This window comes from Vulcaniibacterium gelatinicum (assembly GCF_008033445.1).
GTDB lineage: Bacteria > Pseudomonadota > Gammaproteobacteria > Xanthomonadales > Xanthomonadaceae > Vulcaniibacterium_B > Vulcaniibacterium_B gelatinicum.
The window spans coordinates 45361-71556 of the sequence record NZ_VNKO01000016.1; the positions used below are offsets into that span (position 1 = coordinate 45361).

At 68.7% G+C, this 26196-nt stretch carries 19 protein-coding genes; 9 read left to right on the forward strand and 10 right to left on the reverse strand.

All coding sequences use genetic code 11. The features are described 5' to 3' along the window. Positions 1–85 precede the first annotated feature (85 nt). From FPV26_RS10075 to FPV26_RS10100, 6 genes are all read right to left on the reverse strand, one after another. Complete coding sequence (locus FPV26_RS10075) at positions 86–2536, reverse strand: S8 family serine peptidase (protein ID WP_147653754.1); 2451 nt, start codon at positions 2534–2536, stop codon at positions 86–88. 132 nt (positions 2537–2668) lie between these two features. After that, on the reverse strand, positions 2669–3307 hold the full coding sequence (locus FPV26_RS10080; RefSeq protein WP_147653755.1) for a response regulator: 639 nt from the start codon (positions 3305–3307) through the stop codon (positions 2669–2671). A gap of 45 nt (positions 3308–3352) precedes the next feature. Next, complete coding sequence (locus FPV26_RS10085) at positions 3353–4090, reverse strand: sensor histidine kinase (RefSeq protein WP_147653756.1); 738 nt, start codon at positions 4088–4090, stop codon at positions 3353–3355. After that, positions 4087–7374 carry a serine/threonine-protein kinase gene (locus tag FPV26_RS10090; RefSeq protein WP_147653757.1) on the reverse strand — a complete coding sequence of 1096 codons (3288 nt, stop codon included), beginning with the start codon at positions 7372–7374 and terminating at the stop codon, positions 4087–4089. The genes FPV26_RS10085 and FPV26_RS10090 overlap by 4 nt, the downstream gene beginning before the upstream one ends. After that, positions 7374–8255 (reverse strand): FHA domain-containing protein, encoded by an 882-nt coding sequence (locus FPV26_RS10095; RefSeq protein ID WP_147653758.1) that lies wholly within the window; start codon positions 8253–8255, stop codon positions 7374–7376. Before FPV26_RS10095 ends, FPV26_RS10090 begins: the two co-directional genes overlap by 1 nt. 91 nt (positions 8256–8346) lie before the next feature. After that, a complete protein-coding gene (locus tag FPV26_RS10100) occupies positions 8347–9186 on the reverse strand; it encodes a DUF6689 family protein (protein ID WP_147653759.1) in 840 nt (279 codons plus the stop codon). A 328-nt stretch (positions 9187–9514) separates the two neighbouring features. Between FPV26_RS10100 and FPV26_RS10105 the strand changes: the two genes are divergently transcribed. Continuing rightward, on the forward strand, positions 9515–12007 hold the full coding sequence (locus FPV26_RS10105; protein WP_181952624.1) for a S8 family peptidase: 2493 nt from the start codon (positions 9515–9517) through the stop codon (positions 12005–12007). A gap of 209 nt (positions 12008–12216) precedes the next feature. On the opposite strand, the gene FPV26_RS10110 is transcribed toward FPV26_RS10105, so the two are convergent. Together FPV26_RS10110 and FPV26_RS10115 are read right to left on the reverse strand one after the other, a co-directional pair. Next, entirely contained in the window at positions 12217–13140 is a 924-nt protein-coding gene (locus tag FPV26_RS10110; protein ID WP_147653760.1) for a nucleotidyl transferase AbiEii/AbiGii toxin family protein, read from the reverse strand. Then, positions 13137–13736: a type IV toxin-antitoxin system AbiEi family antitoxin domain-containing protein gene (locus FPV26_RS10115; RefSeq protein ID WP_147653761.1), complete on the reverse strand. Its 600-nt coding sequence runs from the start codon at positions 13734–13736 to the stop codon at positions 13137–13139. Before FPV26_RS10115 ends, FPV26_RS10110 begins: the two co-directional genes overlap by 4 nt. Positions 13737–13935: 199 nt before the next feature. On the opposite strand from FPV26_RS10115, the gene FPV26_RS10120 reads away from it, so the two are divergent. The 4 genes from FPV26_RS10120 (at position 13936) to FPV26_RS10135 (ending at position 20676) form a co-directional block, all read left to right on the forward strand. Then, a complete protein-coding gene (locus FPV26_RS10120; RefSeq protein WP_147653762.1) occupies positions 13936–15768 on the forward strand; it encodes an N-6 DNA methylase in 1833 nt (610 codons plus the stop codon). Then, a complete protein-coding gene (locus tag FPV26_RS10125) occupies positions 15765–17033 on the forward strand; it encodes a restriction endonuclease subunit S (protein WP_147653763.1) in 1269 nt (422 codons plus the stop codon). The genes FPV26_RS10120 and FPV26_RS10125 overlap by 4 nt, the downstream gene beginning before the upstream one ends. A gap of 377 nt (positions 17034–17410) precedes the next feature. Beyond that, positions 17411–20353: a type I restriction endonuclease subunit R gene (locus tag FPV26_RS10130; RefSeq protein WP_147653764.1), complete on the forward strand. Its 2943-nt coding sequence runs from the start codon at positions 17411–17413 to the stop codon at positions 20351–20353. Beyond that, positions 20350–20676, forward strand: a complete 327-nt coding sequence (locus FPV26_RS10135) for a M48 metallopeptidase family protein (RefSeq protein ID WP_147653765.1) — start codon at positions 20350–20352, stop codon at positions 20674–20676. The genes FPV26_RS10130 and FPV26_RS10135 overlap by 4 nt, the downstream gene beginning before the upstream one ends. Before the next feature lie 2 nt (positions 20677–20678). On the opposite strand, the gene FPV26_RS10140 is transcribed toward FPV26_RS10135, so the two are convergent. Continuing rightward, positions 20679–21770 (reverse strand): tyrosine-type recombinase/integrase, encoded by a 1092-nt coding sequence (locus FPV26_RS10140; protein WP_147653766.1) that lies wholly within the window; start codon positions 21768–21770, stop codon positions 20679–20681. Between the two features lie 544 nt (positions 21771–22314). Between FPV26_RS10140 and FPV26_RS10145 the strand changes: the two genes are divergently transcribed. From FPV26_RS10145 to FPV26_RS10160, 4 genes are all read left to right on the forward strand, one after another. Then, positions 22315–23436 carry a Fic family protein gene (locus FPV26_RS10145; RefSeq protein ID WP_029577187.1) on the forward strand — a complete coding sequence of 374 codons (1122 nt, stop codon included), beginning with the start codon at positions 22315–22317 and terminating at the stop codon, positions 23434–23436. Between the two features lie 87 nt (positions 23437–23523). Then, positions 23524–23742 (forward strand): helix-turn-helix transcriptional regulator, encoded by a 219-nt coding sequence (locus FPV26_RS10150; RefSeq protein WP_125076807.1) that lies wholly within the window; start codon positions 23524–23526, stop codon positions 23740–23742. Further along, positions 23726–24343, forward strand: coding sequence for a DUF6088 family protein (locus FPV26_RS10155; protein WP_147653767.1), 618 nt, complete (start codon positions 23726–23728; stop codon positions 24341–24343). Before FPV26_RS10150 ends, FPV26_RS10155 begins: the two co-directional genes overlap by 17 nt. A 586-nt stretch (positions 24344–24929) precedes the next feature. Further along, positions 24930–25901 carry an IS5 family transposase gene (locus tag FPV26_RS10160; RefSeq protein WP_147653768.1) on the forward strand — a complete coding sequence of 324 codons (972 nt, stop codon included), beginning with the start codon at positions 24930–24932 and terminating at the stop codon, positions 25899–25901. 99 nt (positions 25902–26000) lie between these two features. Here the strand turns inward: FPV26_RS10160 and FPV26_RS12765 are convergent. Beyond that, positions 26001–26196, reverse strand: a 196-nt coding sequence (locus FPV26_RS12765; RefSeq protein ID WP_220429084.1) for a hypothetical protein, incomplete at its 5' end; no start/stop codon positions are given.

Below are 26196 nucleotides of genomic sequence, written 5' to 3' on the forward strand. Positions count from 1 at the left end.
GCGGGCGCGGAAAAGAGGAAGCCCGCCGGGGCGGCCGGCGGGCTTCGTGTTGCGCGGAGCGAGGGGGCGCGTCCGCGCGAACGCCTTACGGGCCGTATACGCCGAGCAGGCGGCTGGCCGCGGCCGCATAGGCGGCGCGGGTGACCGTCTGGGCCGGGTCGAAGTACGCCTTCAGCGTCGGCTGCAGGTCGTACGGCCCCTGCACCAGGGCGAAGCGGGCGTTGATCAGCGACAGATCCAGCGCCAGCTGCACGTAGCCGCGCAGCGCGGACGGGATCGCGGCCTGGTCCTCGATCGGGATGCGCCTGCCGTCGTAGAGGACGGTCACCGTCTCCACCGGCGCTTGCGCCTGCGCCTGCAGGCCCAGGCTCTGCACCAGCGAGTAGGCCAGGCTGACGCGGCTGACGTGGTCATTGGGACGGAAGGCGCCATCCAGTGTCCCCATCAGACCCACCTGGCGGTGGCTGAGGTCGCGCAGCGCGGCACCGGAGCTGGCGACGGCCTCGGCGAACGGCCACAGGGCGCTGCCGACTGCCACGTCGTTGAAGCTCGAGTTGCCGTGCAGCGGCAGGAACTGGCGCACGCCGGCGCCCATCGTGAGATAGGCCGCGAGCTCGCCGCGGGTCAGCGGCTGGTCGGGGCGGAAGCGGCCGTCGGGGTAGCCGTCCACGAGGCGGTTGGCGACGCCGTACTCGATGAAGCCGCGGCCGGGATGGCCGGCGATGTCGTCCAGGCCGGTGTAGCCGCCGGTGCGCACCTGCTTGATCCGGACATTGATCGTGGCCGGCAGGCCGCCGCCGTTGGTGCCGGTGCCGGTGGCCTGGGTGCCCTTGAGGGTCATGCGCCAGGTGCCGGGTACGCCCGGCGCAGTGACGGCGACGTTGGCGCCCAGCACCGGCAGGCCGACCGAGGACTTGTACACGTTGCCGTTGGGATCGGTGAGCCAGATCGCCACGGTATTGGTGCCGACGTTGGCACGCGCCTGGACCACGGCGACGTCGTTGCCGACCTGGAACTGCACCACCTGGCTGGGCACCAGCGGCGTGTACGAAACGGGGTGGACGGTTTCGCTGGCCGGCGCCAGCACGACGTTGGCGTTGAAGCTGCGCTGTGCGTTGACCGTGGCGCCGAAGTCACCCTTGCCCATCGCCTCGCGCACCGCAGCGTAGGCATTGACGTAGCCGGCGCCGACCTCCCACGGCTCGCGGCCGGGGATGTTGGTGGCGGTGTCCTGCAGGATGCGCTTGACCTCGCGCCAGTCCAGGCCCGGGTTGGCCTCGAGCATCAGCGCGACGATGCCGGAGACGTGCGGCGCCGCCATCGAGGTGCCGCTCATGTGGGTGTAGCGCGCGGACAGGGTGGGGCCGAGCACTTCGAGGTCCTGTTGCGCGGCGAGCTTGTCAATGGCGCCGAGCGAGGCGCGGGCGGAGACGATGTCCACGCCGGGCGCGGTGACGGTGGGGCGGTCGGCCCAGGTGTAGCGGACGCCGTCGAGCACGACCTCGCCGCCGCGGCCGTCCACGCCGCGCGAGGAGAAGCTGGCCAGCCGGCCCTGTTTGTCGCCGGCGGCGACCGCGATCACCCACGGCGCCTTCTTGAAGTTGCCGGTGATGGTGCCTTCGCCCGGACCGGAGTTGCCGGCCGAGAACACCACGATCACGCCGCGGTCGGCGAGCGCCTTGGTGGCGATGTTGGTCGGATCGTCCGGGTCGAAGTCGGTGCCGACGTCGCTGGTGTTGCCGAACGAGTTGGAGACCACGCGGATGCCGTACTGCGCCTGGTGGGTGAGCGCGTAGTCGAAGCCGCCGAGGGTGTCGAGGATGAACAGCCCGGCGCCCGAGCCGTAGCCGATGATGCCGGCGCCCGGCGCCACGCCCTCGAAACGGCCGCCCGGCGAGGCCGCGCCGTTGCCGCCGACGATGCCGGCGACGTGGGTGCCGTGGCCGCCGGCCAGGTCGGTGTTGGGCACGTTCTCGGTGTAGGTGATGGGCAGGCTGCTGTCGAGCGAGTACAGGTTGGTCTGCGCGGCTACGTTCTGGATCACGTGCGGGCCGTACTGCAGATCGGGGTGGGTGCCGTCCACGCCGGAATCGTTGACCAGCACCGCCACGCCGCGGCCGCTGACCGGCAGGCCATGGACGCGCAGCGCGGCGTCGGTGCGCAGCCGGTCCACGCCGGTGAGCTGGGTCGCCTCCTCGTTCTCGAGCGTGAGCGGGGCGTTGAGCCAGACCGAGCGCACATCGTCCATCGCCAGCAGCGCGCGGATCTGGGCGGGGGTGGCGCGTGCGCCGGCGATCGGCAGCGAGCGCATGGTCAGGGCGGCGAGCCCGAGCGCGTCCAGCCGGCGGCGCTGTTCGGCGCTGATCGGGCCGTTGCCGTGGAAGCTGACGATCACCTCCACCGGCTCGTCGGCGGCGAGGGTGGGCAGCATGCGTTCGAGCTGCAGGTCGAGCCGGCGGGCGTCGGCGAGCAGCGGCGTGGCGAGGATCGCGGCGGCGAGCAGGCTCGCGCGCAGGGTACGGGACAGGGGCGACATGCGGGGCAGGGCCTTTGCGGGATGGACGCGGAGCGCGCAGCCCAGCATCTGCGCCTGCCGTGCCGGCCCCCATCCGGAAGGTTCCTCAAGCGGGGCAGGGGAAAGCCCCCAGCGGGGGCGGCCGCCCGCTAGTTAGTCCAGCAGGCCCTTGCGCAGCGCGTAGCGCACCAGCTCGGCGGTGTTGCGCACGCCGAGCTTGTCGAGCACGCGGGCGCGGTGGTTCTCGGCGGTCTTGGTGCTGATGTCGAGCTTGCGCGCGATTTCCTTGGTGGTCAGGCCTTCGGCGATCAGGTGGAAGACCTCGCGTTCGCGCGCGGTGAGGGTGCCGTAGGGATCGGCGACTTTGCGCTCGGGGTGCTGCATCTGTTCGGCCAGCGCGCGCGCGGCCTGGGGGCCGAAGTAGCCGCGGCCGGCGCGCAGCGCGCGCACCGCCGCGAGCAGCTCAGACGCGGCGCTGTCCTTGACCAGGTAGCCGGAGGCGCCGGCGCGCACCGCCTGCAGCACGTATTCGTCCTCCTGGTGCATGGTCAGCACCAGCACGCGCGCCTCGGGCACCGTTTCGCGCAGGCGGCGGATCACTTCGATCCCGCCCAGGCGCGGCATGGACAGGTCGGCCACCACCACGTCGGGGCGCGTGGCCTGGGCCTTGGCGATGGTTTCGATTCCGTCGGCGGCCTGCGCGACCACCTGCACGTCGCCCTCGGCCTGCAGCACGCCGACCAGGCTTTCGCGCACCAGCGTGTGGTCGTCTGCGATCAGGACCCGGATCATGCGCGCCTCCCCCGACCGCACGTTGCGCGCTGGCCCCGGCCGGCGTCAAGCGGGCGCGGCACCCGGCAGCGGCAGCACCGCGCGCACGCGGGTCCCTTCGCCGGGGACCGAGTGCAGTTCGAGCCGGCCGTCGTACAGGCGCAGGCGTTCGCGCATGCCGGACAGGCCGCTGCCACCGGCGCGCAGGGCCTGTTCCGGGTCGCAGCCGCGGCCGTCGTCGGCCACCTGCAACTGCAGCAGGCCGCCGCGCGCGACCAGGCGCAGCAGCACGCTCCGGGCCCCGGCGTGCTTGGCGGCATTGTTGAGCGCTTCCTGGGCGACCCGGAACAGCAGGGTCTGCAGTTCGCCGTCGAGCGGCGGCAGCGGCTCGATCTCCAGCTCGACCTGCGGGCCGCCGGATTCGCCGATGCTGCGCGCCAGCCAGCGCAGCGCGGCTTCCAGGCCGAGGTCGTCGAGGATCGGCGGGCGCAGCAGGCGCGAGAGCTGGCGGGTGTCGTCGAGCGCCTCGCCGCACAACGCCACCGCGTCAGCGAGTTCGGCGCGCTGCGGCTCGGGCAGGGTGGCGGCGATCCGCTCCAGGCGGTGCTTGAGCGCGGTCAGGTTCTGGCCGAGGCCGTCGTGCAGCTCGCGCGCCAGGCGCCGGCGTTCGTCCTCCTGCACGCGCCAGACCGCGCGGCCGAGGCGGCGGAACTCGCGTTCGTTGGCCTCGAGCCGTTCCAGCAGGCGCTGGTAGCGTAGCTGCAGTTCGTGCAGGGATTGCGGATCGAGCGGGGGGGCTTTCATGGGTTCGCTCCGGCGCCTTCCCGGCGGGTGCGCGGAGAGGCGGCCTGCAGTGCGGCCGCGGCTTGCGCCGCCTTGTCCTCGGCCGCGCGCGCGCCGGCCGCATCGCCGGCCAGGGCCAGCGCCTGCGCGCCCAGCCCATGCAGCGCCGCGGCGCCGAGGTAATCGCCCGCGCGCAGCCACTGCGCGGCTTCGCGGTAATGGGCCACCGCGGCCGCGGCGTCCTTGCGCGCGAGGGCGGCCTGCAGCGCGAGCCGGAGCCATTCCAGCCGCAACGCGGCGTGGCCGAGGGTGGCGGTGGCCTCGTCGAGGGTCGGGTCGGGCGTGCCGCGGCGGGCGCGCTCGAGCGCGATCTCGAGTTGCAGCTGGCGCACGCCGGAGGCTTCCGCCAGGCGCTGCGCCTCGGCCAGGGCGGTGCGCGCGGCGGTGCCGTCCTCCAGTTGCGCCTGCAGCAGCCGCGCGATCGCGCGCTGTTCGGTCGAGGCCTCGGCGAGCAAGGGCTCGAGCGCGTCGAGGCGCGCGCGCGCCTGCGCCGCGTCGCCGGCGGCGAGCAGCGCGCGCACGTGCAGCAGTCCGGCATCGAGCCGCCCGCGCGGATCCTCGCGCTGCGCGAACAGCACCTGGGCCCGTTCGGCATGTCCGATCGCGGCGGCCAGGTGCCCCTGCATCCATTCCAGTTCGGCCAGGTGCCGGTGGCCGACCGCGAGTTCCTCGTGCATCTGCCGGCGCGTGGCCTCGGCCTGGGCCCGTTCGAGCAGCTGGCGCGCTTCGTCCCAGCGCCCGCGGGCGAGCGCGAGCAGGCCGAGGTTCTGGGTGGCGCGGACCCGGCCGGTGTCGTCGCCCTGCTGCGCGTAGGCGTCGGCGGCCTGCTGCCAGTACACCTGGGCGTCGTCGTAGGCGCCGAGCTGGTACTGGGCGAAACCGATGTCGTTGAGGGCGCGCGCGATCCCGACCGGATCCTCGACCTGCCGCCAGGCCTGCAGGGCGCGGCGGAACGCGGCCAGCGCGGTGCGGAAATCGCCGCGTTCCTCCGCCAGCAGGCCGAGCTCGTTCTCGACCGCGGCCAGGCCGGCGCGGTCGCCGAGCGCGAGGTACAGCGCGCGCGCCTGCTCCAGGTGCTGCGCGGCTTCGTCGAACCGGCCGGTCAGCGCCAGCACGCTGCCGAGGTTGCGCAGGCTGGTGGCCAGGCCGCGGCGGTTGCCGAGCGCGCGCCGCAGCTCCACCGCCTTGCGGTACTGCTCGATCGCATCGGCGGTCTGGCCCAGGCGCGCGTAGCCGATGCCGAGCGCGTTGACGGTCTCGGCCTCGCCGTAGCGGTGGCCGCTGCGCTTGAACAGCACCAGCGCGCGCAGCAGGTACTCGTCCACCGCGCGCTGCGCCTGGCCGTGCAGGATCGAGAACTTGCCGAGCTCGTACCAGGCGCGCGGGTCCTGGCCGTCGCGCGCGGTGAGCCTGCGCAGGCCCTCGATCGCGGCGGCGAAATCGCCGCCGGCGCCGCGCGCGCGGGCCAGGTTGAGCTCGGCCCAGGTGTCGTCGGGCACGGCCTCGAGCAGGGCGCGCCATTGCGCGATCGCGGCGGGCGCATCGCCGTCGAGCAGGGCGCGTTCGGCGGCGAGCTGGCGCTGCACGCGGGTCGGGGTGGCGCCGGCGGCGGCCAGGCCGCGTTCGACCGCCTCGTAGGCGAGGTCCTGTTCGCCGGTCGCGAGCGCCAGGCGCGCACGCGCGAGCCACAGCGCGGGCATGTCCGGCGCGGCGCGGGTGGCGGTTTCGAACTGCGCCGCGGCCTGTGCCAGTTCGCCGCGCTCGGCGGCCAGCAGGCCGGCGCCGTAGGCGTCGAGCGCGGCGGGAGCGGGCAGGTCCAGCCGCAGGGGCGCGGCGGTGCCGAGCAGGCGCGCGGCCTGCGCCGACAGCGCGAAGGCGCGGAGCGCGGCGGCGGGGTCGGCGGCGTCCGGCCCGGCGACGGCCGGCGGCGGCCGGTCGTCGGCCGCGTCGTGCAGCGTGGCGACCACGCGCCAGCGGCCGCGGTCCTGCACCAGGCGCGGCTGCAGCACGCGCCGTGCGGCGGCGGGTTCGTGCAGCGCCGTGGGATCGGTGGGGACGCCGCCGGCAGGGTCGAGCTGGCGCAGGGCCTGCACCGTGCGCTCGCGGTCCACCACCGCCACGCCGGCGTCCGCGATCGCCTCGCGCAATGCGTCGGCGAGCGCGACCAGGCGCGCCTGCGGCAGCGTGCCCTCGTCCGCCAGCGGCATCACCAGCACGCGCTGCAGCGGCGCGGAAGCGGCGATCGCCGGCGCCTGCGTGCGCTGCCACCACCACGCGCCGAATCCGGCGGCGAGCGCGGCGACCAGGAGGCCGGCCGCGATCCAGGCGCCGCGCGCGCGCTGCCAGCGCACGCGCCAGCCCTCGCGCGGGACCCGGCGTGCGTCGAGCGCCGCGATCACCGCCTCCGCGCTCGGCAGGCGATGCGCGGGTTGCGGCCGCAGCAGCCGGTCCACCAGCCGCACCACCCAGTCGGGCAGGTCGTCGCGCACCGTGCTCAGCGGCGGCGGGCTGCGCAGCATCCGCTGCGCCAGCGCCTCGGTCACGGTGCCGCCGGCGAACGGCAGTGCGCCGGCCAGCATCTCGTACAGGATCAGGCCCAGCGCATACAGGTCGCTGCGGGCATCCACGCGCTCGCCGCGGGCCTGCTCGGGTGAGAGGTAGTCGGGCGTGCCGACCACGGTGCCGGACTGGGTGCGGCCGCTGCCGGCCAGCGAGCGCGCCACGCCGAAGTCGCTGATGTAGGCGTTGCCCTGCGCGTCCAGCAGCACGTTGGCCGGCTTGAGGTCGCGGTGCACCACGCCGACCGCGTGCGCCGCGGCCAGCCCTTCGGCCAGCTGGCGGGCGATGCGCAACGCGTCCTCGGGCGGGAGCCGGCCTTCGCGGTCGAGGCGGCGGTCCAGCGACTCGCCCTCGATGAAGTCCATGCTGATGATCCAGCGGTCCTCGTGCCGGGCGAGGTCGTGGATGCGCACCACGCGCGGACTGGACACCTGGCGCGCGAGCAGCAGTTCCTGGCGGAAGCGCTCGAACGCCTCGGGCCGGTGCATCAGTTCCGGGCGCAGCAGCTTGAGCGCGACCGGCACCTCGAGCGCGAGGTCGGTGGCGCGGTACACCACGCCCATGCCGCCCACGCCGAGCAGGGCCTCGATCCGGTAGCGTCCGCCGAGCACCGTGCCGGGCGCGAGCTCGGCGTGGCGGTAGAGGCCGGTGGCGGTGGCCTCGCCGTCGGCGCCGGGGCCCTGCATCACCGGCCTCCGTGCGCCGCGACGATGCCGCGCCAGTCGGGGGCGGGCGTCGCGGCCTGCAGCTGCTCGCTCGCCTGGCGCGCGGCGATCCACACCGCCGCGCCTTCGGTGAAGGCCTGCAGCAGCTCGAGGTCGAGCGTGGTGATGGGCGGGCCGGGGCGCGTGCGGTCGGCATACACCGCGCCGAGCACGCGCTCGCCGTCCAGCAGCGGCAGGCACACCAGTGCGCGCAGGCCCGCCGCCATCACCGACTGGCGCGCGGCGAGCCAGGCCTCGCCGCCGATGTCGTTCACCACCACCGGCCGGCGTGTGTCGAGCGCGCGCTGCACGGCGCCGACGCTGCCGGAGAACTCGCGCGTGGCCAGACGGGCCGGATCGAGCGCCAGGCTCGCGCGCACGCGGTAGTCGCCGCCCTCGGCGAGCAGCACGAAACCGCGGTCGCACTGGGCCAGTTCCACCACGGCGCGCAGGCTGGCCCCGAGCAGGTCGCCGAGGCGGGCGATGCCGCCCAGGCGCGCGGTGTGCGCGGTGGCGGCGGTGCGGCGCGCGCGCAGGATGGCGTCGTTGGCGGCCTGCGCCTCGTCGGGCAGCAGGGCGAACTCGCAGTACACGTCGCCGAAACGCAGCCACCCGTTCGCGCCGAGGTCGGCGCCGTCGGTCACCGGTGCGCCGTCCACGTAGGTGCCGTTCTTGCTGCCCAGGTCGCGCACGCGCCAGGCGCCGTGTTCGCGGCGCAGCTCGGCGTGGCGGCGCGAGACGGAAGGGTGGTCGAGCACCAGGTCGCAGTCCGGCGCGCGCCCGATGCGCAGCACGGCGCCGGCGTCCACGGCGCGGACCACCGCGGCATGCTCGGGCGGATAGGCGATCAGGCGCGCCTGCATGCGGGCAGTGTAAACGCCCCGCCAGGGGACGGCCGGGGCGGGCGGGAGGCGGGCCGGGGCGCGCGGCCCCGGCCCATGCTGCGCGCCGGCGTCAGTCGCCGTAGTCGCGCAGGTACGCGATCGAGAAGCGCAGCGTGGCCGCGCCCGCGATCAGCTCGCCGGCGTGGTTCTCCACGTCGCGCGTGGCCCGCCACTGGTCGGCGATGGCGGTGCCGGCGCGCTCGCTGGCGCGGGCGCGGAAGGCGTCCACCGCCGCGATCGCGTCGGCATAGGCGCCGCTGGCCACGGCCGCCTCGGCGGTGTCGAGCCAGGCGTCGAACGCAGGCTGTTCGGCCGCGGGGAGCCGGTCCACCCGCGCCCGCAACGCGGCGATCTTGGCCGCGACCACGCTGCTGGTCGGCCGCAGGTCGGCCACGATCAGGAACTGCGAGAAACCGCCGTAGGTGCCGCGCGCACGCACGCTGCCGGGCGCGACCTCGTCGGTGATGTCCACGAAATTCCCGCCCAGCGGCGCCTTCAGCAGCCGGTACGAGCTGCCCAGGGCGTAGGCGAGGGCGTGGGTGTGCAGTTCGATCCGCCCGCTGCGGCGGAAGCTCAGCCCGCCGAGCGCGGGCGGCTCGATCGTGATCAGCAGCGGCAGCGACGAGTCGAGCGAGGTCAGCTGCGGATCCGGCAGGCGCGCGAGCAGGGCCGGGTCGCCCAGGTTCACCAGCTGCGCGTTCACGCCCAGGCTGGCGGGGGTCAGGCCGCTGACGTCGTCGAAGGTCAGGGTCAGGTCGGCCAGCGGTGCGGAGGGCAGGCCGACCACGACGGTCGCGGTCTTGCCGGCCACGTCCACCGTGACCGGCAGGGACTGGGCCGATGCCGCCGCACCGCCTGCCAGCAGGCCCGCGGCCAGCAGGAACCTGGAGAAGAATCCGGGACTGCGCATTGCTTCCACTCCCCTCGGTGGGTTGGCGGCCTCGCCGCAATGCGCCGGGAGCGCAGCTCTCGTCCGTGAGTGGCGGTGGAGCCGCGGATCAGACCAGCGCAGGCTACAACAGCCCGGCAGGCGTCGTCAGTAGGGGTTTCCCCCATTTCCGCATTCATTTTTCACCATCGTTCATCGCGACGCGGCCGGCGGGGCGGCCGCGTCCGCGCCCTGGGGGGTTTCACCTGCGTCGCCTGGGGTAAGCACCGGATGGGTTCCGGCATGGCGGCGCGCGAAGGTGCCGGCACGTTCCGCAGTGCCGCGGATCTTTCCGGAGCCTCGAAATCCCATGCGCAACCGTCGCCCCTCTTCCGCCCCCTCGCCCGGTGTCCGCATCAGCCTGCTGGCCGCCGGTCTGCTCGCCAGCGGCATCGCCCTGGCCGACGCCCACCTCGACCCGAAGCTGCTCCAGAAGATGGCGGCCGCCGCGCCGACCGACGAGCTGCAGGTCGTGGTCAGTTTCGACCAGTCCGTGCCGGTGACTTCCGCCCAGGTGCAGGCGCTGCAGGCGCTCGGCATCACCAAGGGCATCACCATGCGCACCCTGCCCATCGCCGGCGCGCTCGCCACGCCCGCGGAGATCCGCGCGCTGGCCCAGCGCGACGACGTGGTGTCCATCTACTGGAACGCGCCGCTGCGCTATTTCAACAAGGAATCGCGCGAGATCTCCGGCGCCGCGCGCGCGGTCAACAACCCCGGCGACTACGGCCGTGCGATCCCGTTCAGCGGCTACGGCGTCACCGTGCTGGTCAACGACTCGGGCGTGGACGGCACCCACGAGGACATCAAGTTCGGCCACCACCTGGTGCAGAACACGCAGGGCGCGACCAACCTCGCGTCGGTCAGCTCGCTGCTGCCGATCACCTACATCGAGGGCGTGCCCAACACCGACTGGGGCTCGGGCCACGGCACCCACGTCGCCGGCACCATCGGCGGCACCGGCGCGCGCTCCAACGGCCTGTACCGCGGCGTCGCCCCGGGCGCCGACCTGGTCGGCTACGGCTCGGGCGCGGTGCTGTTCATCCTCGACGCGGTCGGCGGCCTGGACTATGCCGCCACCAACCAGTTCACCTACGACCACCCGATCCGCATCACCAGCAACTCGTGGGGCACCAGCGGCAAGTTCGAGCCGTACGACCCGGTCAACATCGCCACCTACGAGCTGTACAAGCGCGGCATCGTCAGCGTGTTCGCCGCCGGCAACGACGGCCCGGACGAGGACACCCACAACCCGTACGCGCAGGCGCCGTGGGTGATCTCGGTGGCCGCCGGCGAGAAGGACGGCGTGCTGACCTCGTTCTCCTCGCGCGGCAAGCGCGGCGAGATGGGCACCTTCACCATGCCCGACGGCCGCGAGTGGACCTACATCAACGAGCCCACCATCACCGCCACCGGCGTGAACGTGCTGTCCACCTGGGCCAGCACCGGCACCCTGTGCACGCCGGCGGTGGACGACCCGAACGTGCCGACCGCGTACGCGCCGTTCTACTGCTACATGAGCGGCACCTCGATGGCCACGCCGCACGTGTCGGGCATCATCGCGCTGATGCTCGAGGCCAACCCGCACCTGACCCCGCTGCAGGTCAAGGACATCCTCGAGCGCACCGCCACCAACATGACCGGGCGCCTGTCGTGGGAGGCCGGCGCCGGCCACGTCAACGCCTATGCCGCGGTCGCCGAGGCGGCCGGCGTGCGCAGCGGCTGGGGCGCCACGGTCAACGCGCTGCGCGAGTTCAACGCCAACGCGCTGCTCGCCCCCGGCCGCGACCCGATCCCGTTCTCGCTGTTCTTCAGTCCGGTCGGCACCGTGGACACCATGGAGTTCGACGTCGGCCCCGAGGTCGCCTGGGTGACCGCGCGCGCCACCGTGGACGCCAACACCGTCGCGGTGGTGCTGATCGATCCGGACGGCAACCGCTACGGTTCCTCGATCGCGCTGCCGCTGATCGGCAGCACCGTGGTCGCCGGCGCTCCCGGCAAGCCCGGCAAGTGGAAGGTCACCATCCGCGGCTTCGGCTCGGTCTCGGGCGTCGACCTGGATCCGGCCAAGGTCACCAACGGCTACGGCGCGCCGGGCTACGTGGACGGCGAGATCAGCTTCCTCAACAGCGGCGGCTACACCGGCCTGAACGACGTGGCCAACCATCCGGCGCGGCAGGCGATCGAGTTCGCGGTGGCCAACCGCCTGGTGGACAGCTACTCCGACAAGCAGTTCCGCCCCGACCACGCGCTCAAGCGCAGCGAGCTCGCGCAGTACCTGGTGATGGGCGCGACCGTGCGCCAGCACCTGCCGTTCAACGGCCGCTCCAGCTTCACCGACCTGACGGCCGGCGACCCGCGCTACGCCTACGCCGAGTCCGCCGTCGCCCGCGGCGCGCCGCTGCGCGACCTGAGCCAGACCCACGATGGCGTGATGGGCACGGTCAACGGTGCGTTCCGTCCGAACGACAGCGTGACCCGGGTGAGCCTGGCCTACTCGCTGGTGCAGAGCATGGGCCTGCAGGCGCAGGCGCGCGCGTTCAGCGGCGAGCTGACCGCGTTCTATGACGGCAAGCGGATTCCGATCGAGGACGCCGCGTCCATCCCGGCCAGCCTGCGCGGCTACGTCCAGCTCGCGCTCGACCTCGGCCTGATCAACGCCCGCTTCGCGCTGACCCAGGGCCCGTACGACCTGCAGCCGAAGCTGCACGCCTACTTCGACCCGTCGAAGGTGGTCACCCGCGCCGCGTTCGCCGTCGCCGCCGGCCGTTACCTGACCCAGTACCAGAGCGCCGAGGACTGACGCTCGCTGCGCGCACACGGAACCGTGCAACGGCCCGGGACCCCCTTCCCGGGCCGTTTCTGTTTCCGGCCCCTGAATGCGAAAACGCCCCGCCGGATCGCGCCGGCGGGGCGTCGGGATGCATGGTGGTGGAGTCCTCACCAACGTCCAACCCGGATTCCGAACAGGATCGCAAGCCGTGGGGCTTCAGAGAAAGCACAGAGCGCTCATCAGCCCGATCCATCGCCACTCGGCGTCCAGCCGCTTCCGGCAAGCCAGGTCTGATGAAATGCAGCGCCATGCCGGAGCGCATCCAGCGGCAGCGATAGAAACCCACGCACGCCGGCAACGACCTCGGAAAGCGGAAGCCCGTCCAAGGCATTCTTCCTCAAGAATGCTTGCCACTGGGTCTGCTTCTGCCGATCCTGTGCGAATTCGTCGCTCAGGCCAAACGGGACGCCATCCGGCAGCGGCGTCCTGCGGCGCTCGAAGGTGGCGTGGATCGCCTTGCACAGGAGCGCGCCGTCGAAGTCGGTGTGGCGCGACAAGATCCAGAGATCGAAGTAGTCCTTCATGCGGCTGTTGGCGATGCCGAGCCACACCAGTGCCTCCAGCTTCTCGGCGACGACCGTATACCGGGGGTAGGCGCGCAGCTTCGGGGCTGGCATGTCCGGCAGCATCACCGGGTAGTCGACGACCTCGGGGCCGGGGGGCACGGCGTCGCCGAAACCCACATCGACCTGGACGTGACATCGGGCACCGTCCAACAGGCCGATCAGCGTGACCCGGACACCGGAGTAGTTGGCTTCCTTGCGGATCTCCTCCGCGTGTACCGAGTCAGGCTGGAAGCGTATGCCGTCGTCCAGTTCCACCGTGCAGATGTCCCGAAACGCCGCCCCGACATGCGGGATCTCGGCGATGCCTAAGCCCAGCAGGTCGGCGTCGCGTGTCGGGCGATGTGGGATGTCGAACCACAAGTCGAACAGCAGCGCGCCTTTCAGCAGGAACCGGTCGGCGTAGGGGGAGATGCTGAGCCGGTAAAGCAGGCGCTCGAGCGCATAGCGGGTCAAGATCAGATTGAAGTCTTGCCGGGTCTCGCGGGCGCGGTTGAGCAGGCGGGTGCGTACCGAGGCGGCGGTGTTGCGGCTGCTCACGTCAGGCTCTCCAAGTAGGGACGCATGACATTGGCCACCCGGCACAGCTGGGCAGACCGCCACAGCTCGTCCATGCCCACGCGTTTTCCTTTCCAGGCCTCACGCAGCGCCTCCAGCGCGACATCCAGGCCGATCTTGTTGCGGTACTTGAAGCAGTCAGCCACCGTGCGGGCGACGTTGGTCACGCGCACCGGCACGCCCTCGATGAGGTGCTCCTCGATCCCTTGCGTCAGCGCGGCGCCGGAGAAGCGCACGATGCGAAGCCGCGGATAGTCCATCTTTGGCGCGCGCGCCTTGTTGGGGATGGCCAGCCAGACCTCGAACGGCGACTGTGTGGTGAGTTCGTGCAGGCGCAGTGCCGACAGCAGGCAGATGATGGCTTGCGGGTGCTTGCGTGCCACCTCGGCGAGTGCACGGTGTTCCGAGACGGGCCGGTCCGGAATGGCGTACAGGCCCCGTCCCACGCGCTGGAGCAGCCCTTGCCGCACCAGCCGCGTGAGCGCGACCGTGGGCAGCCCGTGCTCATGGAGATCGAGCGGGCGAATCAGGCCGCGCTGGGCGGCCAGTTCCAGAATGCGCTGGTGCGAACTGTGCATGCCGCCATGATGTTGCGATATGTCGGTAGATGTCAATAACTACCGACTAGACACAACGAGCATGACTTTCCTCGCGGGCGGTGCCGCCCCCAGCCGTTCGCACGGTCACGGTTGGTCCAGCTCTCTTTGAGGTTCGCTCCGTCGCTGCGGCTTCACGATCTGCTTGACAAGCATAGAAAATATATCAAACATCGCAAACATGACACAACAACCCGACTTCCCCGCGATCCTCCGCGCCACGCGCGCGGCCTTGAACCTGACCCAGGAACAGCTCGCCGAGCGGCTCGGGGTCTCGTTCGCCACAGTCAACCGCTGGGAAGGAGGCGGCACCAAGCCGCAGCGCGCGGCGCAAGAGGCCATCCTCGCACTGGCGCGGGGGGCTGGAGTCGAGGAAGCCGAAGCCCCCCCGCCCGCTGAAGCGGCCGCTCAGGTGACGCGGCGTCGCACGGGCCGCGCAGCGGCCGCCACCCCCACCACCAAGCCGATGGAGCAGATGCTGTGGGACGCGGCCTGCTCCATCCGCGGCGAGAAGGACGCAGCCAAGTTCAAGGACTACCTGCTGCCGCTGCTCTTCCTCAAGCGCCTGTCCGACGTGTTCGACGACGAGATCGAGCGGCTGGCCGAGGAGTACGGCGATCGCGCCACCGCCCTGGAGATCGCCGAGTCGGACCACTCGCTGCTGCGCTTCTACCTGCCGCCAGAGGCCCGCTGGGCGGTGATCAGCGGCCGCGAGCAGTACGACTGGCCGCTGGATGAGCGCGGCCGCCCGACCGCGCCCCGGGACATCGGCGAGCACCTGACTCGCGCCGTGCGCGCCGTGGTCAAGCAGAATCCCTCGCTCTCGGGCGTCATCGACATCGTAGATTTCGCCGCCGAGCGCAACGGCGAGCGCGACATCAACCCGGCCAAGCTGCGCGCCGTGGTGGAGACCTTCTCCGATCCGCGCTACCGCCTGGGGCTCGCCGACGTGCAGCCGGACTTCCTCGGCCGTGCCTACGAATACCTGCTGCGCAAGTTCGCCGAAGGCTCGGGCCAAAGCGCCGGCGAGTTCTTCACGCCGACCGAGGTCGGCTTCCTGATGGCGCACATCCTGCGGCCCAAGCCCGGTGAGACCTGCCACGACTACGCCTGCGGCTCGGCGGGGCTGCTGATCAAGCTCCAGCTTGTCGCACGGGAGCTGGACCCGACGAGCCGCGTGCCGCTCAAGCTCAGCGGCCAGGAGTTGCAGGCCGAAAGCTACGCCGTGGCGCAGATGAACGCCATCATCCACGACATGGAGGTGGAGCTCGCGCGCGGCGACACCATGATCAACCCCAAGTTCCGCAACGCGGACGGTTCCATCAGGCAGCACGACATCGTCGTCGCCAACCCGATGTGGAACCAGCCCTTTGCGCCGGACATCTTCGCCAACGACCCCTTCGACCGCTTCCGCACTGCCGGCGGCATCACCAGCGGCAAAGGGGACTGGGCCTGGCTGCAGCATACGCTGGCCTGTATGAACGACCACGGCCGCGCCGCAGTGGTGCTGGACACCGGCGCGGTGACGCGCGGCTCCGGCTCCAAGAACGAGGACAAGGAACGCACCATCCGCAAATGGTTCGTCGAGCAGGACCTGATCGACGGTGTGATCCTGCTGCCGGAGAACCTCTTCTACAACACCACGGCCGCCGGCGTCATCGTCGTGCTCTCCAAGCGCAAGAGCGCCGCGCGCAAGGGCCGGATCGTGCTCCTCAACGCCAGCCGCCGCTTCAAGAAGGGCCGGCCCAAGAACTACCTGCCCGAGGAGGACATCCGGCCGCTGGCGACGATGTACCTCAAGGGCGAGCCGGTGGAGGGGGAGCTGGCGGTCATCACCACCGAGCAGGCGCGGGAGGCGGATTACAACCTCAGTCCGAGCAGGTGGGTGGGGCAGAACGGTAGCGCCGAGCATCGTGATATCCCGCAATTGATCGCGGAACTAGAGGCCCTCAAGTCGAAAGAATCGGCACTTGACGCCGAACTTGCCCTCGTATTCGCGAGGTTGAAGTCATGAGCGCAGCTTGGCTTACGCGATCACTTGGCGAAGTCGTTGCCATCACCAAAGGCAGAAAACCGCCTCGCTTGATATCGGATTCATCTAGCGACTCGTTTCCATACGCCACGGCAGAGTATTTCCGTTCCGGCATTGCAACGCAGTTCGTTCCATCTACTGATTTGGCGAGCTGTGTCCTTACGAGGAGTGGCTGCCCGGTTCTCATCTGGGACGGCTCGAATGCGGGGGAGGTGTTCGTTGGCAAGGACGCTGTGCTGGCGTCGACGATGGCGCTTATCAGGCCTGACGATTCTGTGCTCGATGAAGGTTTCTGCTACTTCTTTCTCAAGACGGCGTTCGACAAACTCAACGACGGAACGACAGGTTCAACAATTCCGCATGTCAGCAAACATATGCTGACAGCTTTGCAGATTCCCATCTTGCCGCTTCCCGAACAGCGCTTGATTTCGAGCCTGTTGTTCAAGCTGGAAAGCGCGATAGCGCTTCAGGCTCAACTCTCGGATGCCACAGCCGAAATCAAACGCGCCGCCATGCGCGAGCTATTCACGCGCGGCTTGCGCGGCGAGCCGCAGAAGGAGACCGAGATCGGGCCGGTGCCGGAGAGCTGGCAGATCAAGGCCATTGGCCATGTATTCGAGATCGTTCAGGGGCTTTCTCTGAAGGGCAACCTATCGGGCGGATCTGATGGCGTCCCTTTTCTGCGTACATCAAATGTCTACTGGGGGCGCATCGACTTGAAAAACGTGAGCCGCATGCATGTCGCGCCGGAGTTGATCGGCGACCGGTGGCTCAGGCAGGGAGATTTGCTTGTATGCGAGGGTGGGGAAATCGGTCGCGCCGCCGTGTGGGAATCGAAGGAGCCGGGCTATACGTATCAAAACCATCTCCATCGCTTGAGGCCGCTGATTGGCGGCTCAATTGAGCCGAAGTTTGCCGCAGCGTGGTTGGAGGTTGGCTTTTGTCATCGCAAGGTTTACGAGGGCGCAGGTAACAAAACCACTATCCCCAACCTTTCGCGTGCCCGCCTTGCCGAATTGCCAATGCCAGTGCCGGCCATTGATGAGCAGCGCGACATCGTCGCCATCCTCGACGCCATCGACCGCAAGATCGAACTGCACCGCAAGAAGCGCACGGTGCTGGAAGAACTGTTCAAGGCCCTGCTGCACAAGCTGATGACCGGCGAGATCCGCGTCGATGAACTGGACCTCTCCGCGTTGCAAGCCCCCGCGGAGCCGCTTTCCCCTGCGGCGGAGCCGGCCGTATGATGTGCCTCTCATCCGCCCCTGGCAGTAAGCCTTCCCACCCTCATCCGGGAAGCGCCGACCCCCGGGGCTTTTCTTTTTCGCGCTTCGGCGGGATGCGAAGAACCGTCCTCACGCGGTCATCGACCCGAAGTTCTACCGCAGCGGCAAGGTCTTCGGCCTGAAGGAGTTCCTCAAATGAAAACGGCCGCCCCCGGTTACACCAGGCGACGACCGCCGAACGGGCCTTCCCGTTCCCACTTGCAAGAGATGACCCTCCGAGCTACCCCGTCACTGACGGGCAGTGGCCCTTGGCCACTTGTCACCCGGAGGGAACCTTTGACCCGCATCGTAGCAGCAGCCTTGCCCCGTGGCGAGCACGGCAGCGGAAGGGGGTGCCGATGACTGCCCTCAAGATCAGCGAGGCCGGCACGGTGCAGTTCCCGATGGTCGAGCACGCGGCCGAGATCGGCTGGGAGCCGCTCACGCCGATGGAAGCGCTGCTGCGGCGCGGGGACGAGTCCGCGAGCCTGTTCCGGGGGCTGCTGGAACAGAAGCTGCTCGCCTTCAATCCGTGGCTCAAACCCGATCAGGCGCGTGGCATCGTCGAGACCATGGACGCGCTGCCGGCCAGCATCGAGGGCAACCGCGAGCGGCTGGCCTGGCTGCGCGGCGAGCGCTCCTGGTTCGACGAGCAGGAAAAGCGCCATCGCCGCGTCCAACTCATCGACTTCGAGCATGTCGAGGCGAACGCCTTTCATGTCACCTGGGAGTGGAAGATCAAGCCCCCGGCACGCAAGGGCAACCGCGCGGACGTGATGTTCGTCGTCAACGGCGTGCCGGTGGTGATCGTCGAGCACAAGAACCCGAAGGACGGCGACGCCATCGAGCGCGCCATCAAGCAGCTGCGCCGCTACGAACTGGAAACGCCGGAGCTCTTGGCCAGCCCGCAGCTCTTCAACGTCACCCACCTGCTCGACTACTGGTACGGCGTGACCTGGAATGTGAACCGGCGCGACATGGCACGCTGGAAGCAGGCGCCGGAGGAGAGCTACCGCTCCGCGGTGCAGGCCTTTTTCGAGCCGACCGACTTCCTGCGCACCCTGCGGCACTGGATCTTGTTCTACGTGCAGGACGGCGAGACGCGCAAGTCGGTGCTGCGCCAGCACCAGCGGCGCGCCTGTGAGGCCATCCTGAACCGCTGCGCCGACCCGACGAAGACACGTGGCCTCATCTGGCACACCCAGGGCTCGGGCAAGACCTTCACCCTGCTGACCGCCGCTCGCCTGATCCTGGAGGACAAGGCGCGCTTCGCCAACGCAACGGTGGTGCTGGTGGTGGACCGCACCGAGCTGGAAGGTCAGTTGAAGGGCTGGGTCGAGCGCCTGCTCGGCGAGATGCAGAGCCAGGACATCGCGGTCCGGCGGGCCAACAACAAGGCCGAACTCCAGGCACTGCTGGACGCCGACTTCCGCGGCCTGATCATCTCGATGATCCACAAGTTCGAGGCCATCCGCAAAGACAGCTGCCTGCGCGACAACGTCTACGTGTTCATCGACGAAGCGCACCGGTCGGTCGCCAAGGACCTCGGCACCTATCTGATGGCGGCCGTGCCGAAGGCCACCATCATCGGTTTCACCGGCACGCCGATTGCGCGCACGTCGCAAGGCGAAGGCACGTTCAAGATCTTCGGCCGGGAGGACGAACAAGGCTATCTCGACAAGTACTCGATCAAGGAGTCCATCGAAGACGAGACGACCCTGCCGATCAAACACGTGATGGCGCCGAGCGAAATGACGGTGCCTGCGGATCGCCTGGACAAAGAGTTTTTCGCCTTGGCCGAGAGCGAAGGCGTCACCGATGTCGAGGAGCTGAACAAGGTGCTCGACCGCGCCGTGGGGCTGCGCACCTTCCTGGCGGCGGACGACCGCATCGAAAAGGTGTCCGCCTTCATCGCCGAGCACTTCAAGGAGAACGTGCTGCCCCTGGGCTACAAGGCCTTCGTGGTGGCCGTGAACCGCGAGGCCTGCGCCAAGTACAAGAAGGCGCTGGACAAGCTGCTGCCGCCCGAGTGGACGGCGCCGGTCTATACCCAGAATGCGGCAGACGCCATCGATCGGCCGCTGGTGGCCGAGCTGCAGCTGTCGGACGAGCAGGAAGAACAAGTCCGCCTGCTGTTCAAGAAGCCCGCGGAAAACCCGAAGATCCTGATCGTTACCGACAAGCTGCTCACCGGCTACGACGCACCGCCGCTGTACTGCCTGTACCTCGACAAGCCGATGCGCGACCACGTGCTGCTGCAGTCGATTGCGCGCGTGAACCGGCCCTACGTGGACGCCAGCGGCGTGGCCAAGCGCGTCGGCCTGGTGGTCGACTTCGTGGGCGTGCTGCGCGAGCTTAAGAAGGCCCTGCAGTTCGACTCCTCGGACGTCAGCGGCGTGATCGAGGACCTCGACGTGTTGCTGCAGGACTTTCTGCAGCGCATCGAGCAGGCCAAGAAGGACTATTTGGAGTCGGATACAGACGGTACGCCCGACGAACGGCTGGAACGCCTGGTGTTCGGCCGCTTCCTGACGCCCGAGGCGCGCAAGACCTTCTTCGAACACTACAAGGACATCGAGGCGCTGTGGGAGATCCTCTCGCCCGATGCACGGCTCCGTGACCACATCGCCACCTACAAGCAGCTTTCCCAGCTCTACGCGGCCGTGCGCAACGCTTACGCCGAGAAGGTTGGTTTCGTGGCCGATCTGGCCTACAAGACGCGCCGGCTCATCGAGGGGAGTGCCGAGCAGCACGGCCTGGGTCGGCTCACCAAGAGCGTGACCTTCGACGTGGCCACGCTCAACGCGCTGCGCGGCGAGAAAGGTCCCGATGAAGGCAAGGTATTCAACCTCGTGCGCGGGTTGCAGCACGAGATCGACGAAGACCCCGCCGCAGCCCCGGTGCTGCAGCCACTGAAAGACCGCGCCGAACGCATCCTCAAGGACCTCGAAGACCGCAAGACGACCGGTCTGGCCGCGATGGACCAACTCGCAGCGCTGGCGGCCGAGAAGGAGACGGCGATGAAGGCGGCGCGCGACAGCGGACTTTCTCCGCGCGCTTTCGCTGTCTACTGGGTCTTGCGCGACGACCCCGCCGTCAAGGCGGCATCGGTCGACGCCATGGCGCTCGCAAAGGATGCCGAAGCGCTCCTGTCGCGCTTCCCGAATGCATCGGTGAACCCCGACGAGCAACGCCGCCTGCGCGCCGCCATGTACAAACCCGTGTTGGCGCTCGGACAGGACGAGCGCGCCCGCGTGGTCGACCTGATCATCCGACTGCTGCTCGCGGAGGGCGAGGCGTGAAGGCGTCCCTCTACCCTGCGCAAGAACTGCGACGACGGGCACTGGCCTGGGCGGTGAAGCTGCGTGTCAACCCGCGCGTCATTCGGGTCCAAGAGATGCGCAGGAAGTGGGGCTCGTGCTCGTCCACGGGGACGGTCACCCTGGCTGCCGACCTGGTCGCGCAAGATGAGCGCTTCCAGGACTACGTCATCGTCCACGAGCTGCTGCACCTGCGATACACCAGCCACGGGCGGATGTTCAAGGCGCTGATGAGCGCGCATGTGCCTGAATGGAGAAGGATAGCTGTGAGCAGAGATCGTCAACGCGGGGCTGTAGGGGGATGAGTTCATGCTGGAAACGACGCAACGGAAGATTTTGACGACTGACCAGGCCGGAACTTCAATTCCTCGTCCAGCAGCGTGCGCGCGATGGCCCGGAAGCCGTGGGCGGTCATCGTGTTCTTGTCGTAGCCCATGCGCCGCAGGGCGGCATTCAGCGCGTTCTCGCTCATCGGCTTGCGCGGGTCGTGGCCGCCGGGGAATACGTAGGCGCGGTTGCCGGTCAGGGGATGCAGGTCTTTCAGGATGGCGAGGGCCTGCCGGGACAGGGGCACCAGATGCGGCTCGCGCATCTTCATCTTGTGCGCCGGGATGTTCCATTCCTTGGCGTCGAAGTCGATCTCGGCCCATTCCATCTGGCGCAGCTCGCCGGGGCGCACGAACACCAGCGGGGCCAGCCGCAGCATGGCCTTGACCACGTTGCCGCCGGAATAGCCGTCAATCGCGCGCAGCAGCTCGCCCACGGCCTTCGGATCGGTCGGGGTAGGGTAGTGCTGGGGCTTCCACGGGGCGAGGGCACCGCGCAGGTCAGCGGACGGGTCGCGGTCGGCGCGCCCGGTGGCGATGGCGTAGCGGAACACCTGCCCAGCATTCTGCAGGACGCGGTGCGCGGTCTCCAGTGCGCCGCGGCTCTCGATCCTGCGCAGGCAGCGCAGCAGCTCGGGCGCCTTGATCTCGGCGACGGGGCGGGTGCCGATCCACGGGAACAGGTCGTTCTCCAGTCGGCCCATGATCTTGTCGGCGTGCGACTTGGCCCAGCCCTTGGAGAATTTGCCGTGCCACTCGCGGGCGACGGCCTCGAAGTTGTTGGCGGCCCGTTCCTCGCCTGCCGCCTTCTCTGCCTTCTTGTGCTCGCTGGGGTCGATCCCGTTCGCCAGCAGGCGGCGCGCGGCCTCGCGTCGGGCGCGGGCCTCGGCCAGCGTCACCTCAGGATAGGTGCCGTGCGCGAGCCGCTTCTCCTTTCCGCCGTAGCGATACTTCTGGCGCCACAGCTTGGAGCCGGCTGGGGTGATCTCCAGGTACAGGCCGCCGCCGTCGAACAGGCGTTGCGTCTTGCCCGTGGGCTTGGCCTTGCGGATGACGACATCGGAGAGGGGCATCTGGGGGCATCCAGTCTGGCCGGGGTGGCCGATGCCCCCAGTTATGCCCCCAAATGCCCCCAGATTGCAACGGACGCCCACGGACGCCCGCAAACAAAAAGGGCCTGATTTCTCGGGATTTCCCTTGAAAATCAGGCCCTTGGCGAACGTCTGCGGACTGCCGCGGACAGTGAAATGGTGGTGGGGCGGCAGCCCGCGCCAAACGACCGTTGAAAGTACGCGATACCGGCGTTCCGGCAAGTTGATAAGTCCTGCTGGCTGCTGCGAAAAGCGGGGGTTGACAGGCCAGAGGCAGCGGACGATCAAGCGGTTTTTCCCGTGGATCGGTCACCGATATGGCCGTTCAAATTCGTATGCTTCTCTGGTCCGGTTCGATTCCGGAATCGGGAATTGAACCCGCGTCCGTCCCCCCGACCAAGAGCACACCCATTCACACCCATTCCGGGGTAAGGCAGCCCGGGGTGCGGGGAATCGCACCTTCTATCGCCGCATTATATGCGGTGAATAACTTGCGCATGCGGAGAATGAAGCCCATAATCACCGCATGAACAGCGGCGATTACAAGTACATCTGGCAGGCCAGTGACTGGCCGGACTGGCGCTTCGACCTGGCGGCGCTCGCTGGCCCTATGGCGGATGTGAGTCGTGCTCAAGGGCTCTTGCTGGGGCGTCTGGCCGACGTGGGCATGGCGCTGCGCGATCAGGCCAGCCTGGCGGCGCTCACCGAAGACGTGGTCAAGACCAGCGAAATCGAGGGCGAGCAGCTCAACGTCGAGTCCGTGCGCTCAAGCATCGCTCGCCGGCTGGGCGTCGACATCGGGGCGTTGGCTCCAGTCGATCGTCATGTCGAAGGCGTGGTGGAGATGGTGCTCGACGCCACGGTCAACTGCGCGGCGCCGGTGACCCGCGAGCGGTTGTTCGGCTGGCACGCGGCGCTCTTTCCCACTGGTTACTCCGGCCTCTCCAGGATCAAGGTCGGCAGTTGGCGCGACGACGCCAGTGGCCCCATGCAGGTGGTCTCCGGCCCCATCGGCCGCCAGCGCGTGCATTTCGAGGCGCCGCCCGCCGATCGACTGGAGACCGAGACAGGTCGTTTCCTCGAATGGGTCAATGCGGACTCGGGTGAGCCACCGCTCGTCAAGGCGGGGCTTGCCCATCTGTGGTTCGTGACCTTGCACCCGTTCGACGACGGCAACGGCCGTATCGCCCGGGCCATCGGCGACCTGCTGTTGGCGCGCGCCGACGGCAGCCCGCAGCGCTTCTACAGCCTGTCGGCGCAGATCCAGCGGGAGCGCAAGGCCTACTACGATATTCTGGAGCGCACCCAGAAGCGGTCCATGGACGTCACCGAGTGGCTGGCCTGGTTCCTCGACACCCTGCATCGTGCCGTCGATCAGGCGCAGCACACCCTCGATGCCGTGCTGACCAAGGCACGCTTCTGGCAGCACTGGGCAGCCACACCTTTGAACGAGCGACAGGTGAAATTGCTCAACCGGCTACTCGATGGCTTTGAAGGTAAGCTCACCAGCAGCAAGTGGGCGGCGATCGCCAAGTGCTCGCCAGACACGGCGCTGCGCGACATCAACGACCTGCTCGCGCGCGGCGTGCTGCGGAAATCGAATGCGGGCGGGCGCAGTACCAGCTACGAGCTGAACGATCTCCCGTAGTAACCGCGCGTCTTCTGAATTGACTTGGCTGGCGGACCGAACAGCGCCTTCATGGACTCCTGCCAACTCATGCGGAAGGAGACCAAGATGGACGTCGTTCACCTCAATCAAAAGCAACTGGCCGCCCGCTGGAGTATCAGCGAAGCCACCCTCGAACGCTGGCGTAGCGTGGGAATTGGGCCGAAATTCCTGAAACTCTGTGGTCGGGTGATTTACCGCCAAGTCGACATCGAAGCCTACGAGGAGTCGTGCCTGCAGATATCAACCAGCCAGTCTGCGGTCGTTGCCCATGGCCAAACAAACTGAGATCGTCAGCCGCTGGATCGATGCGCAGCCGGAGGGCGCCTTGCTCAGGAGCCTGGACCTGGAGCACTTGGTCAATCGCGATCAAGCGTCGCGGCAGTTGGTTCGCTTGGCACGGCATGGGCGTTTGAGGCGCGTGGCGCGCGGCATGTACGTCGCCGTGACGGCCAGCCGCTTCGGTCCAGTCCCGCCGCCCGCCGACAAACTGGTCCAGTCCCTCGCGCGCATCACGGGGCACGCCATCGTCCGTCATGGCGCGGCTGCGGCCAGTGCCCTGGGGCTGACCACGCAGGTCCCCGTCCGACAGATCTACCTGACCGACGGCCGCGCGCGGACGCTCAATCTCGGCAAGCAGGTCATCGAGATCCGCCGTGCCCCCAGGTGGATGTTGGTGCTGGGCGATAGTCTCGCCGGTGATGTCGTCAGAGCCCTTGAATGGCTTGGCCCGGACCTCGCCGAAACCACGGTCGGCAAGTTGGTTGGGCGCATCGGGCGGGATGACTGGAACGCCGTGCTCGAAACCAGGACTCACCTGCCGGCGTGGATGGTAGTGGCAATCCAGAAAGGTCTTCCCGCGTCGGCACTTGTTCCGTTTCGTCGGTAGATGTCGACAAGTACCGACGTTTCGAAAGACGGCGGCATCCGACCACGGTTACAAGCGGATTGCCGGCATACCGAAAGTCCGCAGTCCGCAAGTGCGGACTGGTCAAGCAGGTTGTTCAAAATCAAGGACCTGCCATCAGACCGTGCGGGCTGGCGAGGGTTCCTGCGGGTTCGTGCGGAATGGTTCGGACTCCTGCGGGGAATCGGTGGGGTGGAACCCAGCACCAAACCTATGTAACTCAGCGCCTTAGAGCCGCAACAAACTCCTGCGGAAAGGAGCGGAAGCCAGCCCCCCAGTGCCGGCAATCGTATCAGTTCCCGCCGGCCGTGGCATCAGCCAAGTGCCTCAGGTCGACGTCCAGTTCGATTCCGGGTTTGGGAACCGAACCTGCCTCCACCTATCGGGTCGCGCCGTCCTTCGGCGGAAGTGAGCTTGGGTGCTTGGGTAACCATCACTGCTAGTGAGGATTCGGGGCGGGTCCACTGAGCAGTAGAAGAGTGCATCCGGCCCTCGCTAGTTAGGGAAGGTGTTCAAAACACTGCCCCCGTGGTCTGTGACCGGCCGCGCATGGCCTGACAATACAGCCATGAAGCAACAAGACCTTGGACTGAACCTGAGCAAGCGGCGCACGCGCAAGGCTGTGTTTCTGGACGAGATGAACCTGGTGGTGCCGTGGTCCGAGCTGCTGGCGCTGATTGCACCGCACGCCCCGCGTGCCAAGACCGGCAGGCCCCCGTTTGAGCTGGAGACCATGCTGCGCATCCACTTCGTCCAGCAATGGTTCGGCCTGTCCGACCTGGCCATGGAAGAGGCCCTCTTCGAGACCGCGCTGTACCGGGAGTTTGTCGGCTTGTCCAGCGTCGAACGCATTCCGGACCGGGTCAGCATCCTTCGATTCCGGCACCTGCTGGAAGAACACCATCTGGCCGAACGAATCCTGGCCACCGTCAACGCCACGCTCACCGACAAGGGCCTGATGCTGCGCCAAGGCACGGTGGTGGACGCCACCTTGATTGCCGCACCCAGTTCCACCAAGAACAGCACCGGCACCCGTGACCCCGAGATGCACCAGACCAAGAAGGGCAATCAGTGGCACTTCGGCATGAAAGCCCACATCGGCGTGGATGCCGACTCTGGGCTGGTTCACACCGTGGTGGGCACGGCAGCCAACGTCAATGATGTGACGCAGGCCAGCAAGCTGGTCCATGGTGAAGAAACCGATGTCTTTGCCGACGCGGGCTACCGGGGCGTTGAGAAGCGCAAAGAGATTCAGGCCCAGCACCCCGACGTGAACTGGCACATTGCGATGATGCCGGGCAAGCGCCGTGCGATGGACAAGGGCACGCCCATGGGAGCCATCCTGGAGAAGCTGGAGCAGACCAAGGCCAGCATCCGGGCCAAGGTGGAACACCCCTTCAGGGTCATCAAGCGGCAGTTCGGCTACGTCAAGGTCAAGTACCGGGGGCTGGCCAAGAACACGGCCAACCTGATGACGCTGTTTGCGCTGAGCAATCTGTGGATGGCTCGGCGCAGGCTTTTGCAGGGGCTGCAGGGATGAGTGCGTCCACAACCGGCCAAAGGGCCGTCCACAAGGGCGAAATGCCCTTGTTTGAGACCGCAAAAACGCCAGATTAGTCACCATGTGGAATATCTCGCCTCAGTGGCCATCGCCGCGGGCGTTTTGAACACCTTCCTTAGGCAGGAATCTCACCAACGGGAAGAAAATGGCGCTGTTCGCGTTGATTGTGGACGGGATGGTCATGCCATGGCCAACCTGAGCAATGACGCGGCTCCTGCGCCCGTTTGAGCGTTCCGCTCCAGCGCCCGGAACCAGCCCAGGTAGTTGGGCAGGT

Excerpts from the sequence above, each read along its gene's own strand:
- FPV26_RS10075 (WP_147653754.1), bottom strand. The coding sequence starts at position 2,536 with ATGTCGCCCCTGTCCCGTACCCTGCGCGCGAGCCTGCTCGCCGCCGCG.
- FPV26_RS10080 (WP_147653755.1), bottom strand. The coding sequence starts at position 3,307 with ATGATCCGGGTCCTGATCGCAGACGACCACACGCTGGTGCGCGAAAGC.
- FPV26_RS10085 (WP_147653756.1), bottom strand. The coding sequence starts at position 4,090 with ATGAAAGCCCCCCCGCTCGATCCGCAATCCCTGCACGAACTGCAGCTA.
- FPV26_RS10090 (WP_147653757.1), bottom strand. The coding sequence starts at position 7,374 with ATGCAGGGCCCCGGCGCCGACGGCGAGGCCACCGCCACCGGCCTCTAC.
- FPV26_RS10095 (WP_147653758.1), bottom strand. The coding sequence starts at position 8,255 with ATGCAGGCGCGCCTGATCGCCTATCCGCCCGAGCATGCCGCGGTGGTC.
- FPV26_RS10100 (WP_147653759.1), bottom strand. The coding sequence starts at position 9,186 with ATGCGCAGTCCCGGATTCTTCTCCAGGTTCCTGCTGGCCGCGGGCCTG.
- FPV26_RS10105 (WP_181952624.1), top strand. The coding sequence starts at position 9,515 with ATGCGCAACCGTCGCCCCTCTTCCGCCCCCTCGCCCGGTGTCCGCATC.
- FPV26_RS10115 (WP_147653761.1), bottom strand. The coding sequence starts at position 13,736 with ATGCACAGTTCGCACCAGCGCATTCTGGAACTGGCCGCCCAGCGCGGC.
- FPV26_RS10120 (WP_147653762.1), top strand. The coding sequence starts at position 13,936 with ATGACACAACAACCCGACTTCCCCGCGATCCTCCGCGCCACGCGCGCG.
- FPV26_RS10125 (WP_147653763.1), top strand. The coding sequence starts at position 15,765 with ATGAGCGCAGCTTGGCTTACGCGATCACTTGGCGAAGTCGTTGCCATC.
- FPV26_RS10130 (WP_147653764.1), top strand. The coding sequence starts at position 17,411 with ATGACTGCCCTCAAGATCAGCGAGGCCGGCACGGTGCAGTTCCCGATG.
- FPV26_RS10140 (WP_147653766.1), bottom strand. The coding sequence starts at position 21,770 with ATGCCCCTCTCCGATGTCGTCATCCGCAAGGCCAAGCCCACGGGCAAG.
- FPV26_RS10145 (WP_029577187.1), top strand. The coding sequence starts at position 22,315 with ATGAACAGCGGCGATTACAAGTACATCTGGCAGGCCAGTGACTGGCCG.
- FPV26_RS10150 (WP_125076807.1), top strand. The coding sequence starts at position 23,524 with ATGGACGTCGTTCACCTCAATCAAAAGCAACTGGCCGCCCGCTGGAGT.
- FPV26_RS10155 (WP_147653767.1), top strand. The coding sequence starts at position 23,726 with ATGGCCAAACAAACTGAGATCGTCAGCCGCTGGATCGATGCGCAGCCG.
- FPV26_RS10160 (WP_147653768.1), top strand. The coding sequence starts at position 24,930 with ATGAAGCAACAAGACCTTGGACTGAACCTGAGCAAGCGGCGCACGCGC.